This is a genomic window from Paenarthrobacter sp. NPDC089714, assembly GCF_044748905.1.
Taxonomy (GTDB): Bacteria; Actinomycetota; Actinomycetes; order Actinomycetales; family Micrococcaceae; genus Arthrobacter.
Window position 1 is genome coordinate 23,870 of sequence record NZ_JBIVGX010000016.1, and the last position, 15,353, is coordinate 39,222.

Annotated in this window: 15 protein-coding genes; 9 read left to right on the forward strand and 6 right to left on the reverse strand. The window is 65.2% G+C overall.

The window, feature by feature from the left end:
• The first annotated feature begins 165 nt into the window (after positions 1 to 165).
• Both ACIPY3_RS20205 and ACIPY3_RS20210 read left to right on the forward strand, forming a co-directional pair.
• Positions 166 to 1,170, forward strand: coding sequence for an aldo/keto reductase (locus ACIPY3_RS20205; RefSeq protein ID WP_400336862.1), 1,005 nt, complete (start codon positions 166 to 168; stop codon positions 1,168 to 1,170).
• 4 nt (positions 1,171 to 1,174) lie between these two features.
• The gene (locus ACIPY3_RS20210) at positions 1,175 to 1,825 is read left to right on the forward strand and encodes an MBL fold metallo-hydrolase (RefSeq protein ID WP_400336864.1); all 651 of its coding nucleotides are present in this window, start codon (positions 1,175 to 1,177) and stop codon (positions 1,823 to 1,825) included.
• A gap of 181 nt (positions 1,826 to 2,006) precedes the next feature.
• Here ACIPY3_RS20210 and ACIPY3_RS20215 read toward each other — a convergent pair whose 3' ends face one another.
• Complete coding sequence (locus ACIPY3_RS20215; protein ID WP_400336866.1) at positions 2,007 to 3,743, reverse strand: DEAD/DEAH box helicase; 1,737 nt, start codon at positions 3,741 to 3,743, stop codon at positions 2,007 to 2,009.
• A gap of 362 nt (positions 3,744 to 4,105) precedes the next feature.
• Positions 4,106 to 5,506, reverse strand: coding sequence for an MFS transporter (locus tag ACIPY3_RS20220; protein WP_400336868.1), 1,401 nt, complete (start codon positions 5,504 to 5,506; stop codon positions 4,106 to 4,108).
• A 63-nt stretch (positions 5,507 to 5,569) separates the two neighbouring features.
• Between ACIPY3_RS20220 and soxR the strand changes: the two genes are divergently transcribed.
• Together soxR and ACIPY3_RS20230 are read left to right on the forward strand one after the other, a co-directional pair.
• Positions 5,570 to 6,031: a redox-sensitive transcriptional activator SoxR gene (gene soxR / locus ACIPY3_RS20225; protein ID WP_400336870.1), complete on the forward strand. Its 462-nt coding sequence runs from the start codon at positions 5,570 to 5,572 to the stop codon at positions 6,029 to 6,031.
• Positions 6,032 to 6,142: 111 nt separating this feature from the next.
• Entirely contained in the window at positions 6,143 to 6,871 is a 729-nt protein-coding gene (locus ACIPY3_RS20230) for an SAM-dependent methyltransferase (RefSeq protein WP_400336871.1), read from the forward strand.
• A 203-nt stretch (positions 6,872 to 7,074) separates the two neighbouring features.
• Here ACIPY3_RS20230 and ACIPY3_RS20235 read toward each other — a convergent pair whose 3' ends face one another.
• Positions 7,075 to 8,112 carry an Lrp/AsnC family transcriptional regulator gene (locus ACIPY3_RS20235; RefSeq protein ID WP_400336873.1) on the reverse strand — a complete coding sequence of 346 codons (1,038 nt, stop codon included), beginning with the start codon at positions 8,110 to 8,112 and terminating at the stop codon, positions 7,075 to 7,077.
• A gap of 140 nt (positions 8,113 to 8,252) precedes the next feature.
• Here ACIPY3_RS20235 and ACIPY3_RS20240 point away from each other — a divergent pair, with 140 nt between their 5' ends.
• Positions 8,253 to 9,470: a M20 family metallopeptidase gene (locus tag ACIPY3_RS20240; RefSeq protein ID WP_400336874.1), complete on the forward strand. Its 1,218-nt coding sequence runs from the start codon at positions 8,253 to 8,255 to the stop codon at positions 9,468 to 9,470.
• Positions 9,471 to 9,495: 25 nt separating this feature from the next.
• Positions 9,496 to 10,788 carry an MFS transporter gene (locus tag ACIPY3_RS20245; protein ID WP_400336876.1) on the forward strand — a complete coding sequence of 431 codons (1,293 nt, stop codon included), beginning with the start codon at positions 9,496 to 9,498 and terminating at the stop codon, positions 10,786 to 10,788.
• A 71-nt stretch (positions 10,789 to 10,859) separates the two neighbouring features.
• Here the strand turns inward: ACIPY3_RS20245 and ACIPY3_RS20250 are convergent, their stop codons facing one another.
• On the reverse strand, positions 10,860 to 12,116 hold the full coding sequence (locus tag ACIPY3_RS20250) for an MFS transporter (RefSeq protein WP_400336961.1): 1,257 nt from the start codon (positions 12,114 to 12,116) through the stop codon (positions 10,860 to 10,862).
• Between the two features lie 164 nt (positions 12,117 to 12,280).
• On the opposite strand from ACIPY3_RS20250, the gene trmB reads away from it, so the two are divergent.
• From trmB to ACIPY3_RS20265, 3 genes are read left to right on the forward strand one after another with little or no spacing between them, the layout of a single operon-like run.
• Complete coding sequence (gene trmB / locus ACIPY3_RS20255) at positions 12,281 to 13,186, forward strand: tRNA (guanosine(46)-N7)-methyltransferase TrmB (RefSeq protein WP_400336878.1); 906 nt, start codon at positions 12,281 to 12,283, stop codon at positions 13,184 to 13,186.
• Between the two features lie 21 nt (positions 13,187 to 13,207).
• Positions 13,208 to 13,600: a hypothetical protein gene (locus ACIPY3_RS20260; RefSeq protein WP_400336880.1), complete on the forward strand. Its 393-nt coding sequence runs from the start codon at positions 13,208 to 13,210 to the stop codon at positions 13,598 to 13,600.
• A gap of 1 nt (position 13,601) precedes the next feature.
• Positions 13,602 to 14,090 carry an SRPBCC family protein gene (locus ACIPY3_RS20265; protein WP_400336882.1) on the forward strand — a complete coding sequence of 163 codons (489 nt, stop codon included), beginning with the start codon at positions 13,602 to 13,604 and terminating at the stop codon, positions 14,088 to 14,090.
• Here ACIPY3_RS20265 and ACIPY3_RS20270 read toward each other — a convergent pair.
• Together ACIPY3_RS20270 and ACIPY3_RS20275 are read right to left on the reverse strand one after the other, a co-directional pair.
• Positions 14,073 to 14,735, reverse strand: coding sequence for an anti-sigma factor family protein (locus ACIPY3_RS20270; protein WP_400336884.1), 663 nt, complete (start codon positions 14,733 to 14,735; stop codon positions 14,073 to 14,075). The genes ACIPY3_RS20265 and ACIPY3_RS20270 overlap by 18 nt on opposite strands.
• Positions 14,732 to 15,229, reverse strand: coding sequence for a sigma-70 family RNA polymerase sigma factor (locus ACIPY3_RS20275; RefSeq protein ID WP_397323542.1), 498 nt, complete (start codon positions 15,227 to 15,229; stop codon positions 14,732 to 14,734). Before ACIPY3_RS20275 ends, ACIPY3_RS20270 begins: the two co-directional genes overlap by 4 nt.
• Positions 15,230 to 15,353: the final 124 nt, after the last annotated feature.

A 15,353-nucleotide genomic window follows, 5' to 3' on the forward strand; every position in this document is an offset into this window, starting at 1 on the left:
GATCGCTGCACATCATGCCGCTCGCACGGCACAGTGCGCAGCGAACCATCGAATCGGGACCGAACGATGGGTTCTCTGGCGAAACACAGGAATACCAGCGCGGGACGTCGGGTTCACGCCAAGGAGAGCACTGGCAATGAGACCCTATGCGTAATGGAGACCGTCATGACTGCAGTACACCTTGGCAATGACCTCACCGTGAGCCCACTCGGATTTGGCGGGATGGCGCTCACCCCCGTCTACGGCGGCATCGAGCCCGGGGAAGGCTTGAAAACCCTCCGGCACGCAGTGGAGGCCGGGATCACGTTCATCGACACGGCCGATGTCTATGGCGCGGGAAGCAACGAAGAACTCGTCGGCAAACTCCTCAAGGAACGCCGCGACGAGATCCAGTTGGCCACCAAGTTCGGAATCGAGGGCAACCCCGCGGACGGGTACACTGGCGTCCGCGGGGATGCTCCCTACGTCAAACAGGCGGCCGAAGCGAGCCTTCGACGCCTGGATACTGACGTGATTGACCTCTACTACCTGCACCGCCGCGACCTCCGCGTTCCGATTGTGGAAACCGTGGAGGCCATGGCGGAGCTGGTCCGTGAGGGCAAGGTCCGGCACCTGGGACTGTCCGAAGTGACAGCCGAGGAACTCCGGCAAGCACATGCCGTGCATCCCATTGCCGCGGTCCAGAGCGAATGGTCCATCTGGAGCCGGGATGTTGAACAGCATGTTGTTCCTGCAGCCAAGGAACTGGGGGTTGGCTTTGTGCCGTATTCACCGCTGGGCCGCGGCTTCCTCACGGGAACCGTGAACGCAAGCGACCTGGGCGAGAACGATTTCCGCCACAAGATCCCACGCTTCGGCGAAGGTGCCCTTGATGCCAACCAGGCCGTAGTGGCAGCGGTCCGCCAAATAGCCGGTCAGCTTGACGCAACTCCCGCCCAGGTGGCGTTGGCTTGGCTGCTCACGCAAGGCAAACGCCTGGGCCTCCCCGTGGTTCCCATCCCCGGCACGCGCAAGACGCAGCGGATCGACGAGAACCTGGGGGCACTGTCGCTTAACTTGGGCGAAGCGCACCTGGAGGTACTCGATCAGGCGGCTGCCGCCGTCGTGGGTTCACGCTCCGCCGACCCCAACTGGGTGTCGCAGGGCCGCGAAGCCAACAACGTAGGCTGAACGAATGGACTCGCTCATTCACTCACTCCGTGACGTCACCATTCGCAGCATCTCCGTCAGCGAGATGAACAACAACGTGTACCTGCTGACGTCCAAGGCGACAGGTGCCCAGCTGTTGATCGACGCCGCCGACGACCTCCCGGCCATCCAGCAACTGCTGGCCGAGTCGGCTGAGGACGCATCCGAGCCAACCAAGCTGCTCCGGATCGCCACCACCCACCAGCACTGGGACCACGTCCGCGCACTTCCGGAACTGGTGAAGGTTGCCGGGGCAACCACCTCTGCAGGAGCGGACGACGCCGATGCGTTGCCTGTTCCGGTGGATGTCCGCCTTGGTCACGGCGACGTTGAGCGGTTCGACGACTTCGAGATCCGGGCGGTCCACCTGCGTGGGCACACACCTGGTTCGATCGCGTTCGTTTACCAGGACCCGGAAGGGCCGGCCCACATCTTCAGCGGCGACTCGTTGTTCCCAGGCGGCGTCGGCAACACACAGAACGATTCCGCACGCTTCACGTCACTGTTGAACGACGTGACGGAACGGCTGTTCGACGCCTACCCGGATGACACGGTGGTCCACCCTGGGCATGGGCTGCCCACCACCCTCGGTACTGAGCGGCCACATCTTGAGGAGTGGCGCGCCCGCGGCTGGTAAGCCTCACGTTGCAGGGCAACTCTGCGCGGTATTCCTTGGCAGGGCCCACGCCGCACGGCTTCCCTGACTGAGCTTCCAAAGTTAGGGAGGCGGCGGGGATGCAGAGCGGGCCTTCCAAAGCGGGGCCCACGCAGGCAGGGTTCCCTGGCCAAGCTTGCGAGGCGAGGGAACCTGCGGGGACCTAGCGGCCGCGGCGTTCGTTCGACGCCGGAGCCGAGGCACGGCGCGGACCACGACCCGAGCCGGAACCGGATCCCCCACGACCGGAGTTTCCGGAGTTACCCGAACCGAACGATCCACCCGACGTACCGCCAGTGTTGGACGACCACACGGCCTTGTTTCCGCTGCTGCGCGTCGTTGTGGCAGAGGCAGAACGCGGAGCCGAAGCCGACCGCTGCCCACCGGAGGCACGCTGGCCCGTAGCCGGACGGCCGCTGCGGCCGTTCTGCCCCTGCGAGCCGGGAACGTCGTTGCGGTGCGTGGCACCCGACTTGCCGCGACCGCGTGAGTTGCGGGCGACGTCGTCGTTCATGGCAGCGCGGCGCTCGGCACGCGGAAGGTCCGTGCGAACCGGCTCAGCCGCAACCTTGCCGCGACCACCACGGCCGCCGCGGCCACCCGCGGTGGGGGCAGCCTGGCCGGAACGGCGGGCGCGCTTGCGCTGGGCGTTGGCGCCGGTGGACGTTCCACCGCCCTGTTGCGGAAGCTTTGCAGCGAGCAGCGCGGCGCGGGTGCGGGGATCCACCTTGTCCGCAACCTCGCCCACGAGCTCGGCGACCAGCGGGGAGCTGGCGGTGACGCGTTCGAACGACACGTCCACGCCTGCTGCACGCATGAGCTTCTTGACGTCCTGCTGCTGGTCCGGGAGGGTCAGCGTGACCACGGTGCCGTCGGAACCTGCGCGGGCCGTACGGCCGGAGCGGTGCAGGTACGCCTTGTGCTCTGTGGGCGGGTCCACGTGGATGACGAGTTCGACGTCGTCAACGTGCACACCTCGGGCTGCGACGTCGGTGGCCACCAGGACGCGGACGTCGCCGCTGGAGAACTCGGCAAGGTTGCGGTCGCGGGCGTTCTGCGACAGGTTTCCGTGCAGGTCCACGGCGGGGATACCGGCATCCGTGAGCGTCTTGGCGAGCTTACGGGCGTGGTGCTTGGTGCGCATGAAGAGCACGCGGCGGCCGGCACCGGAGGCCAGTTCGACGATGAGCTGCTTCTTGACAGTCTGGTCGTTGACCACGAAGACATGGTGTTCCATGGTGGTCACCGCGGCCTGCGGATCATCCACGGAGTGGGTCAGCGGGTTGGACAGGTAACGGCTGACCAGCTTGTCAACGCCATTGTCCAGCGTTGCCGAGAACAGCAGTCGCTGGCCCTGCTTGGGGGTCATGTCCATGAGCTTCTTGACAACGGGAAGGAAGCCAAGGTCCGCCATGTGGTCGGCCTCATCCAGCACGGTCACCTCAACCGACTCGAGGGTCAGGATGCGCTGGCGGATCAGGTCTTCGAGGCGGCCGGGGCAGGCGATAACGATGTCCACGCCGGCACGCAGGGCCTTCTCCTGGCGTGCCTGGGAGATGCCGCCGTAGATCACCGTGGTGTTCAGGCCCATGGCCTTGGCCAGCGGCTCAACCGTGGCGTTGATCTGGGTTGCGAGCTCGCGTGTGGGTGCCAGGACGAGGCCCATGGGACGGCCCGGCTTGCGGAAGTAGCCGGCTTCGCGCTCGGCCAAACGGGCTACGAGCGGGATGGCGAAAGCGATGGTCTTGCCGGAGCCGGTGCGGCCACGGCCCAGGACGTCGCGCCCTGCCAGCGTGTCCGGGAGGGTTTTGACCTGGATGGGGAATGCCTCTTCGATGCCGTTTGCAGCGAGGGATTCAACGATTGCCTTGGGCGTGCCAAGGGCAGCAAAAGTAGTCATGTACTTCATGTCTTTCGGGCGGTGTCCAGCGACGGACATCGGCCCCCGACGCCGGTTGGGCCAGGGGTTCGCCGAGGAAAAGTCAGGTGGTCTACCGGTTCGCTGCAGCAGCGTTGGCCGGGACCAAATGGAACGCGTTCATCGACGCAGGATGTGCCTCTCACATGAAAAATGCCCTGCATTGCGCTCTCGCGAGCGAACATTCAGGGCGTCACCGCACATCAAGTGATCCCATTCTAGCAGGGCCTGGGGCCGGGCCTTGCATCGGGGCTTGCATCGGGCCTTGCATCGGGGCGCCCCACGCACCCAAGTAGGGGACAGCAAACGTTCCACTGAGCCCTCAGTGCGACGTTTGCTGTCCCCTAGTTGGGCTGGGTGAGGGAGAGTTCGGGTTCGCCGTCCCGGGCACCGGATGACACCGGGCGGGCGGCGACCCGCGGGGCCACCACAACCCCGACGACGGCGATGATCGCCGTCAGTGCGAAGACCGCCGCAAACGAGTCCGTCGTCGTAAATGCCGCGAAGACGAGTCCCGTCGTGGCGAGCGACAGGGCACCGCCGAGGGAATCGGAGATTGACATCGCAGCACTGTTGAAGCCTTGGTTGTCCGGGGTGGAAAGGGCAAGAGTCATGACGCTCAGCCGCGGGTACATGAGGCCCATGCCAAAGCCGGCGAAGAGCCAGCCCGCAATGGCGATTGCGGGTGTGAAATTCAGGGCGGCGGTTACGAAGGCAAGCGCAATGGCCGCCAGCACCAGGGTGGCACCCGTCCTCACAGCGAACGCATCAGCCAGCCGGGAACCGAGCCGGCCCTGCAAAGCCGAGGCGCTCGCCCAGGCCAGCGCCGCACCCGTGAGGGTCAACCCGGCGAAGGTTGGCGTGAAAGAGTATCGCTCGGTCAGCAGGTACGGCAGGTAAACCTCGGCACCAAAGAATGCCGCCGATGCGAGCCCACGGGACAGGATGACGCTGGGAAGCCCGCGTCGTGCGGTCAGGGTCCCGCGCGGAACCAGCGGACGCACGGCGATCAGCGCGAGGACAAGCGCGACGGCGGCAATCGCCATCCCGAAGCCAGGTACCTCCGCGGACAGGTTCAGTGCAAGGACCGTCAGGGCGGCCAGTGCAGCCCAACCAAGGCGTCCGAAAGCCCATGGCACGGGTTTCTTGGCGTTGGTCGGCGCCAAGCCGCGCATGGCCGGCACCACCATGGCGAGCGCGGGAATGACCAGTCCCACCACGCCGAGGAACACCCAGTGCCAGCTGGTCAACTGCGCCACCACGCCTGCCGCGAAGGGGCCGACGAGTGAGGGAACCACCCAGGACGCTGCAAAGGCGGCGAAGATCTTGGCATGCAGGGCCGGCGGATAAATCCGTGCCACGAGGACATAGAGGGCAACGGTCATGGCGCCTCCACCAAGGCCTTGGACCAGCCTGCCAAGGACCAGCATCGGCATGGTGCCTGCCATGCCCGCGATCAACAGGCCCACCACGAACAATCCCACTGAGGCGTACAGCGGCGCCCGGGGACCCCGGCGGTCTGACCAGTTGCCGGCGCCCACCATGCCCATCACACCCGTGGCCAAGGGACCGGCGAAAGCCAACGCGTAGAGGCTGGCACCATCGAGATCCCTGCTGACGACCGGCATGACAGTGGTCACCGCGAGGGACTCGAAGGCGCTCAGGAAGACGAGCGCACACGTGCCCACGGTGGCCAAGAGATAGGGACGGCGCAGAATACCGGCCGTTGAGGTGTCAGGGGTCATGCACGCTACCCTAGAACCTCAACTATTGTTGAGGTCAATTCACACGCCGCTGGAGGTTGGATCATGCCACAGGTATCCGGTGACGCCCACCGGGCCCTCACAGTCGGTGAGTTGTCCGAGCGCAGCGGAGTCTCGGCGTCGGCCCTTCATTTCTACGAACGCAACGGACTCATCAGCGCCGAACGCACGCCGGGCAACCAGCGCAGGTATGCCCGCGAGACGCTCCGCCGGGTGGCGTTCATCAAGACGTCCCAGCGCGTGGGCTTGCCGCTCAAGGACATCCGTGAGGCCCTGGATTCCCTGCCCAACAGCAGGACGCCCACCAAGCGTGACTGGACCAGACTCTCCCTGCGCTGGCGAAAGGAGCTCGACGAAAGGATCGCCGCGCTGCAACACCTGCGGAACGATCTGGACGGCTGCATCGGCTGCGGGTGCCTGAGCCTGAAATCGTGCACCCTGCAGAACCCTTCGGACGAGCTCGGGGTTGGCGGTGCGGGCGCCCAGCGGTGGAACACGCCCAACTGACTGGCAGTTGTGGTTGTTCCCAGAGCTGAGAACACCACAACTGCCAGTCAGATTTTGCCGGAACAGCAACAGGTGTTGCGCGCTCTTGTCGGCGACCGGCACGCTTGGGTCATGGCTGAACACACTCACGACGGCGGCACCCACCAGCGCGCGCACACTCACGACGGCGGCACCCACCACCACGGCGACCAGCAGGGTCGCTTGAACCTCCACGAGGACGCGGACAACGCCGTGGACATGTGGGACGGCATGTACCGCGAGCGCCCGAAGATCTGGAGCGGCAACCCCAATCCGCAACTGGTGCTTGAAGTAGGCAACCTGGAACCGGGCACAGCCCTGGATCTGGGCTGTGGCGAGGGCGGCGACGCCATTTGGCTCGCGAAGCAAGGGTGGCAGGTCACGGCCATGGATGTCTCAGCCGTCGCCCTGGAGCGCGGAGCCGAGCACGCGGTGGACAACGGCCAGCAGGACCGGATCACGTGGCAGCAACAGGATCTGGCTGACTGGACTCCCGAGCCCGTGTACCACTTGGTCTCGGCACAGTTCCTTCACTCGCCCTTGCTGCCGTGGCAGGACTCCACCGCAAAGGCAGCGGCTGCGGTTGCGCCGGGTGGCACGCTCCTGATCGTTGGGCACCACCCGCACGGACTGGCCCCATGGGGTCATCACCACGAACCGGGAATGTTCTACGCTCCGGACGAGCTGGCGGAATCGCTCGGCCTGGAACAGGGGCCTTGGCTTATTGACGTCCTGGAAGCCAGGGAGCGGACCATCGACGATCCCGATGGCAACCCCGCGACCATCCTGGACACGGTCCTGCGGGCGACGAAGAAGGCCTAGCCTGCGCCGGGAGTGTCCCAGTCTCGGCACGCTCCGAACCATTGCCGCGGCACCCGACCTCCCGACCTCCCGACCTCCGGTCTCCCGGTCTCCCGGTCTCTCGGCCTCCCGGCCTCCCGGCCTCCCGGAGCAATGCCAGCCCAAGCGTCGCCGGGCCGAGGCACCGAAGCCGCGCTCCGGCGTCGTACTCAACATGTTTGCCGCTACGCACTTTGCGGCAGCAGTTCACCGTAGGGTGCCACCACCGTTCCCGTGGCAGTCGAGTCCGGGTTGAGCATCCAGCCGACGCGTTTAGCTGTGTTCAGCATGACCACGCTTTCCACGAGCTCAACGCCGGGGATGCGCTGCTGGATGGCGAGTTCCATTTCCATGACCTCGGCCAAGGTGCGCAGCCACATGATCATGGTGAAGTTGGTCCGGCCCGTGGTGGAGGCCGAGAAGCGGACGTTCCTGACGGCGCGGAGCTCGGTGGCCGCGGCCTCGTGCTGGCCGGCCGGGACGTTGGCGAACCATTGGACGGTGACGGGGTAGCCGGAGAATTTCTGGGCGATCTCGCAGCGGAAGGACAGCATCCGGCTGGCGAGTACCCTGCCCAGTTGACGCTGGACCGTAGCTGGATGGCGGCCGAGGGCACGCGCAATCTCGGCGGCGGAGGCGCGGCCGTCCCGGGCCAGAAACGGAATGAGTGCCAGGTGGCTTTCCGGCAACGGGACGACGATGGCGTCGGGCGCGGACGGGTTCGCCGACTCCGGTCCGGCGAGCGCGCGGATGGCCTGTTGCTCGGCCTTGCTCAGGACGTTGAGCCGCCAGGCGTAACCGCTCGTGTGGATGCGCGTGCAGAGGGACGTCTGGTACTTGGTGAGCCCGCGGACTTCCTTCAGGCGCGGCAGCAGTCCAGTACTGAACTTGTCCAGGTCTTCCGTGATGACAGTCAGCGTGAGATCGCGGTTGCTGGCGGCTTCCTCGACAGTGATCACCTCGGGCAGCTGCGCTACGGCGGCTGTCACCTCGGGTCGGAGGTCCATTTCGCAGTCGATGTCCACCATGGCCAGGCACATGTTCTTGGGGTCGCCCATGAGGTGGGCGGTAGTCCAGGCGGCGCCGACCGCCCGGAGCCGGTCCCATCGTGCAGCCAGGGTGGTGGCGTGGACGCCCAGGACATTGCCGGCGTCGGACCAGCTGATCCGCGGTGAAATCTGCAGTGCGTTAATGAGGCGCAGATCTTCTTCACTGAGTTCCATACGTCCATTCTCTCGCAAAGGTGCATGAATCCTGCGTTGTTGGAGACTTCATGCGCATTTCCAGTTGTTTCAGAACTTGTGAAGCAGGTCACCACAGAATGGCATAAGGAACCACGAAGCCGAGCACCACAGGAGAACACATGACCATCGCCGCCGATGCCAAGGAACTGCAGGAAGACATCGTTCGCCTCCGCCACGACCTCCACCGCGAACCGGAGATCGGCCTGCAACTCCCCCGCACGCAGGAAAAGGTACTCAAGGCGCTGGATGGACTCCCGTACGAAATCACGCTGGGCAAGGACACGACGTCGGTCACCGCGGTTCTGCGCGGAGGTGCGGCCCATGCTTCGGCCGAGAAGCCGGTGGTCCTCCTGCGCGCCGACATGGACGGACTGCCCGTCCAGGAAACCACCGGCGTGGACTACACCTCCCGGATCGACGGCGCGATGCATGCTTGCGGGCACGATCTCCACACTTCCATGCTGGCCGGAGCCGCCACCTTGCTTGCCGAGCGCCGCGACCAGCTGGCCGGCGATATTGTCCTCATGTTCCAGCCCGGCGAAGAAGGATTCGACGGTGCCAGCTACATGATTAACGAAGGTGTCCTGGATGCTGCCGGTCGTCGCGTGGACACCGCCTACGGGATGCACGTCTTCTCGTCGTTGGAACCGCATGGCCAGTTCGTCACCAAGAATGGCGTGATGCTCAGCTCGTCCGATGGCCTGGTGGTCACCGTTCTCGGCGCGGGCGGCCACGGCTCGGCCCCCCACTCGGCCAAGGACCCCGTGACAGCAGCCGCTGAGATGGTCACGGCCCTGCAGGTGATGGTTACCCGGCAGTTCAACATGTTCGATCCCGTAGTCCTCACGGTCGGTGTGCTGCACGCAGGCACCAAGCGCAACGTCATCCCGGAGACAGCCCGCATCGAAGCCACCATCAGGACCTTTTCCGAGGACTCGCGGCAGAAGATGATGGTTGCAGTACCCAAACTGCTCAAAGGCATCGCAGCGGCCCACGGTTTGGAGGTGGACGTGGACTACCAGCAGGAATACCCCCTCACCATCAACGATGAGGACGAGACCAACACGGCCGAAAAGGTCATCGCCGGAATGTTCGGCGAATCCCGCCTCACCCGGATGGCCACTCCCCTGAGCGGCTCCGAGGACTTCTCCCGCGTCCTCGCCGAGGTTCCCGGAACTTTCGTGGGGCTCAGCGCCGTGGCCCCCGGCGCCGACCACGCGACGTCGCCCTTCAACCACTCGCCGTACGCAACGTTCGACGACGGTGTCCTCACCGACGGTGCGGCGCTCTACGCCGAACTCGCCGTTTCCCGCATCGCCACCCTTTCCGCCAACTAGTCCCACGGCCCCTTTGGAGAACCCCATGACCGCCACCGTTGGAACGTCCCCTGACGTCAAGGTCCACAAGTCCCATCTGCGCACGCTCGTGGGCACCGGCATCGGCAACGCCGTGGAATGGTACGACTGGGCCATTTACGCCACGTTCTCGCCTTTCATCGCCAGTGCCCTGTTCAGCACCTCGGACCCCACTTCGGCCGTGCTGTCCACGTTGGCGATCTTCGCCGTCGGATTCGTTGCCCGCCCGTTCGGTGGCTTCGTGTTCGGCTGGATCGGTGACAGGATCGGCCGCAAGACCTCCATGACCATTGCCGTTGCGCTCGGCGCGGTTGGCAGCCTGCTGATCGGCATCGCACCCACCTTCGCTGCCGTTGGCGCCTTCGCATCCGTGATGCTGCTGGTGGCCCGCCTCATCCAGGGCCTGGCACACGGTGGCGAGTTGCCGTCGTCGCAAACGTACTTGTCCGAGATGGCACCCAAGGAAAAGCGCGGCTTCTGGGCCACCCTCATCTACACCTCCGGCACCGCCGGAATCCTGGCGGGTACGTTGCTCGGCGCGATCCTCACGGCCGTCCTGAGCAAGGAGGACATGAGTGCCTGGGGCTGGCGTATCCCGTTCCTGATCGGTGGCGCGTTGGGTATCTACGCCCTGATCATGCGCTCCAAAATGAAGGAAACCGAGGCGTTCGAGGCCGAGGCTCCCAAGGAAAAGCGCGCTCCAATGTGGCCGCAGATCGTGAAGTACCGCAAGCAGGCGCTGCAGGTCATCGGCCTGACCGTTGGCCTCACGGTGGTCTACTACATCTGGGGCGTCGTGGCTCCGAGCTACGCAGCAACCACGCTCAAGATGGACCGTGGAGCTGCACTCTGGGCCGGCGTGATCGCCAACATCGTGTTCATTGCAGCACTGCCGTTCTGGGGCAAGCTGTCCGACCGGATCGGCCGGAAGCCCGTGCTGATCATGTCCTCCGCCGGCTCGGCCCTGCTCCACTTCCCCATGACGTGGCTCCTGAAGGATTCCCCGTGGCAGCTCGCGGTGTCCATGTCCGTGATGTTGTTCTTCATCGCCGGCAGTGCCGCCATTGTTCCGGCCGTGTACGCCGAACTGTTCCCCACGCACATCCGCACTGTGGGCGTCGGCGTTCCGTACTCCATCTGCGTCGCCGCCTTCGGTGGTACCGCCCCATACCTGCAGACGTGGCTCGGCACCATCGGGCAGGGATACCTGTTCAACGTGTACGCCGTGATCCTGCTGGTCATCAGCATCGCGTTCGTCTTCACCATTCCGGAGACGAAGGGCAAGGACCTGACCGTCTAGGCTCTCCCAAGTAGGGGACAGCTCCTGTCGCTATGAGCCCTCATAGCGACAGGAGCTGTCCCCTACTTGGGTTAAACGAAGCGGTCGCGGCCGGCCCGGTACCCGAAGAACGCCGCGAGCGAGCCCACCACCAGGAACAGGATTCCAGCGGCAGCAAACCCACCTGTTGCCTGGTGAAGCTGGCCCACCATCAAGGTGCCGGTGGAACCCAGTCCGTAACCGACGCCCTGCATCATTCCGGACAGGTGCGCGGCCGTATGGGCATCCCGGGTGCGGACCATGATCATCGTCAGGGCCACCGCCGTGAGTGAACCCTGGCCCAGCCCGAGCAGTCCGGTCCAGATCCAGATCAGCTCGGTAGGCCCGAAAATACTCAGGGCAAAACCGCCGCCGGTCATGAGTGCCACCACTGTGTTGATGGCCCGCTGGTCCTTGAAGCGTGTGGCCAAGGCTGGGGCAAACAACGAGCCGAGCATCTGAAGCACGATCGACACAGACACGATCAACCCGGCCGTGCCGCCATCCACGCCTCTCTCGCGCAAAATAGGCGCCAGCCACGCGAACACGCTGAAGGACATCATCGCCTGCAGCACCATGAACGCCGTCACCTGCCACGCCACCGCGGAACGCCATACGTTGACGCCTGATGCGATGGCATGGTGATGTACGGGGTGCTGCCTGATAGCCAGCGGCAGGAAAAGCAGAAGCACGACGGCGGCAGGCACCGCCCAGAACCACAGCGCCGATGTCCAGTGGCCGGTTGCCGTAAAGACCGGATACGTGAAGCCCGCACCGAGTGCCGCAGACGCGCAGATAGCCGTGGTGTAGAGCCCGCCCATGAGGCCCAGCCGGTGCGGGAAATCCCTCTTCACCACTCCAGGCAGGAGCACGTTGCACAGTGCGATCGCTGCGCCGCACGCAGCTGTTCCCACCAGGAGCGTCGGCACATGGCCGGTTCCGGGTAGCTCGCCGGGCCGGATGAGGAGACCCGCCGTGAGGACTGCCATGGCCCCGAGAAGCACCCGTTCCGCCCCAAACCTGCGGGCCAGCACCGGGGCAAGGGGCGCGAAGACGCCAAGCAGTGTCACCGGAACAGTCGTCAGGACCACAACAGACCAGCCCGGCAGACCGGCGTCGGACGTTATTTCGGGAAGCACGGCGGAGAAGCTGGAGAAGACCGTTCGCAGGTTGAGCCCGATCAGGATCAGGCAAACCGCCAGATACGCCAGGCCGCGTTTGCCCCGTAGCTGGGTGGGGGCTGCTGCGGGGTCGTCGTCGATCTCGGCATCCACTGCGATCTCGGGCAAGGGCCTTTTGTTCACGGACATCTCTGGGCGCTGCGTGGACGAGGCCGGCTTCGGGGAGGAGGTCACACGTCCTATTCTGTCAGCCGGGCGCGATCGCAGTACTTTGGCCTGCTCACCTGATATGGCGATTCTGGCCACAGACCCGGCGCTGCAGAGCCAGCGGGGCAAAGTATTCTGGATAAGACATGAGTGACACCCCAGAAACCCCGCGCCCCATTACTCCCGGCAGCCAGGCCTCCTTCGGCACCTACGGCGGCCGGCCGGTCAGTTTCGTGCGCCGTGGAACGCGCCTCCAGGGCCGCCGGCAAGCCGCCTGGGAGGAACATGCAGAGCGATGGGCCATCCAGGTCCCGCGGCATGTAGCCAACACCTCGGTGCACCCGGAATACGTCTTCGACGCCGAGGCAGTGTTCGGGCGCAAGGCTCCCCTGATCGTCGAGGTTGGTTCCGGTTTGGGCGACGCCGTGGTCCACGCAGCGGAGCAGAACCCGGACAAGGACTTCCTGGCCGTGGAGGTCTACACCCCCGGGCTGGCCAACACCATCATCAAGATCAACAGCCGTGGATTGACCAACGTGCGCGTCGTGGAAGCCAACGCTCCCGAGGTCCTCGAATCCATGCTCCCTGCCGGATCCGTCAGCGAACTCTGGGTGTTCTTCCCGGATCCGTGGCACAAGGCCCGGCACCACAAACGCCGCCTCATCCAGCCTGCCTTCGCATCCGTTGCGGCGAAGGCCCTCGAAAAGGGCGGCTACTGGCGCATCGCTACCGACTGGTCCAACTACGCCGTCCACGTCCGCGAAGTCCTGGCGGGCTCAACAGAGTTTGAGAACATGCACGACGGCGAGCGCAGCGGCGAGGAGAGCCCGCTGACGCAAGTGTGGCAATCCGGCGTCGAATCCGTGGTGGGAGGTGCGCCGGTCAAGGAAGGCCGCGCCCCTGTCAGCACGGAGCACACCGGACCGAACGAGGGCGTTGACCAGGAAGGCGGCTGGGCTCCGCGGTTCGAGGGCCGCATCCGGACGAGCTTCGAGAACAAGGCGCATGAGGCCGGGCGCATGATCTTCGACCTCACGTACCGCAAGATCTAGCGAACGGATTTCGGGGGAACCATGAGCTACCAACCGCCGGCTGATTACTATCAGCAGCCGCCACGGACCCGGACACTTGGGCTGGGCGCGGGCATCACGAGCATCGTGGCCGCGGTGCTCTCGCCGGTGGCCGCAGTGGTGAGCATACCCTTGGGGATCGCGGCAGTTGCCTCGCAGATCAGCCGCTACAACCAAGGCAACGACGCATGGTGGGTGGGCGCGCTGGCTTTCGCTGCCTTGGCAGTCCTCCTGGCCGTGGTGTCCATGGTTTCCGGATTGATCGCCGTGTTCCGGTCAGGCCGTATGAACGCCGGACGGGTCACGGGCATCGTCGGCCTCTCCATCATGGCCGTCAACGTGTTCGGCGTGGCATTCCTGGTCATCCTGCTGCTCGGTTCCGGGCAGGGGGCCTGACATGCCCCAGGTACGCGCGGAGAGGTTCATCCGGCTCGACCCCGAAACGACGTTTGCGCTCTCGCAGACCACGGGCGAATTCCGGCTCAAATGGGATCCGTTCATTTCGGCGCAGTCCTTTGTGGACGGGGCCACGAGTGCGGGCAAGGGGGTGCGGACCAGGACGGTATCCCGCATGGGCCTGACGATGGTCACGGAATACGTTTCCTACACACCGCCACGCAACGTGGGCATGACGATGGTCGCCGGGCCGTGGTTCTTCGACAACTTCGGTGGTGGCTGGCGCTTCACCCCGGAGGGCGACGGCACCCGGGCTGTCTGGAAGTACACGTTCTCTTGCAAGCCGGCCTGGCTGAAGCCATTGGCCGAACGGATGGGGGCGAAAGTCCTGGGCCTCGAAATCGAACGACGCATCGACGCGTTCGCCAAGGCTTGCGAGGATCCGGCACTGGTAGCCGAGCTGCATGCCGCATCACGGCACGGAGATTGATGCCACTGTCTTATCCGAGTCGTCCCTCAATTCCACTCCCGCGATACCGGTCAGCTGCACTGGCGTTGCACCGGTGATCTTGATCCGCCCACTCGGTGTGGCCGTCCACCCGCAGGTCCGTTCCTCGGCGCCGTCACGACCCTTCACCCACAGGTAAAGCGTCCCCTCAAGCGGCATGCTCCGGCCCTCGACATCCAGTTCAGTCCCCCAGGTCTTCTTGACCATTCCAACGGTCAACTGAAGGCCATCGCCGGACTGTACGGAATAGCTGGCGTCAGGCTTCTGCGGCTGGTTCAGGATCGGACCGGCCAGGACACCCACTGCGAGGCACGCCGCAGCGACGGCCCCCACAACAGCCGCCCACCGCCGTCGTGATTTCCGCCTGCGGGCCGAAAGATCAACCAGGAGGGCCTGCGGCGCGGATTCCAAGGGTGTGAGTGGTTGCGTTCCGCCAGCAGCAGTGAGGGCGACGGCGTCCGCTGCCGGGACGGCGTCGAGCAGAGCCGGGAGGCTCTCGAGTTCCTCCAACTCCTTGCGGCACTCGGCACAACGCGTGAGGTGGTCCTCAAAGGCGCGGGCCTCGTCCGCTTCAAGGCCGCCCAACAGGTAGGCCCCCAGCAACTGGTGGACGGATTCGCCGTTCATTTCTCCACCCCCATTTCGTCAAGGATCGTTCGGAGGGCCTTCACTGCGTAAAAGGCCCGGGATTTCACGGTGCCCGCCGGAATGTTCAGCTGCAGGGCTGCCTCCGTGACGGTGTACCGCTGGTAGTGCAGGGCCACAAGTACCTCGCGGTGTTCGTGGCTGAGCCTCAGCAGCGCCTCCTCCATGAGCACGCGGTTGAGGAGTTCGTCCACCCGTTCCGTGGCGCCTTGGTCCGGGAGGTCATGCTCGCCCGTTTCCGTGGGGCGCCGCTGGGCTTTCCGGTAGTTGTCGATGATCACGTTCCTCGCGGTCCTGAAGAGGTAGCTGCGCAGGCTGCCCGTGATCTGCGGGGCATGCTGCCACACCTTCAGGATGGTTTCCTGCACGACGTCGTCCGCCAGATGCGCATCCGGTGTGCAACTCAGGACGAAGCGTTTCAGGGCCGTGCCGTGGTCGCGGTAGATCGCTGCCACCACGTCCTCGTCCAACGGCATAGCCACCTCCTTCGCTTGTCATCCCCTACGACGCGTTTTAGGCGCCCGCGGTTCACCCTTGAACCATTCTTCACCCGACGGCGTCGTACGGGTTAGCGCCGACCCGTCCGGCCGGCTCGTCATA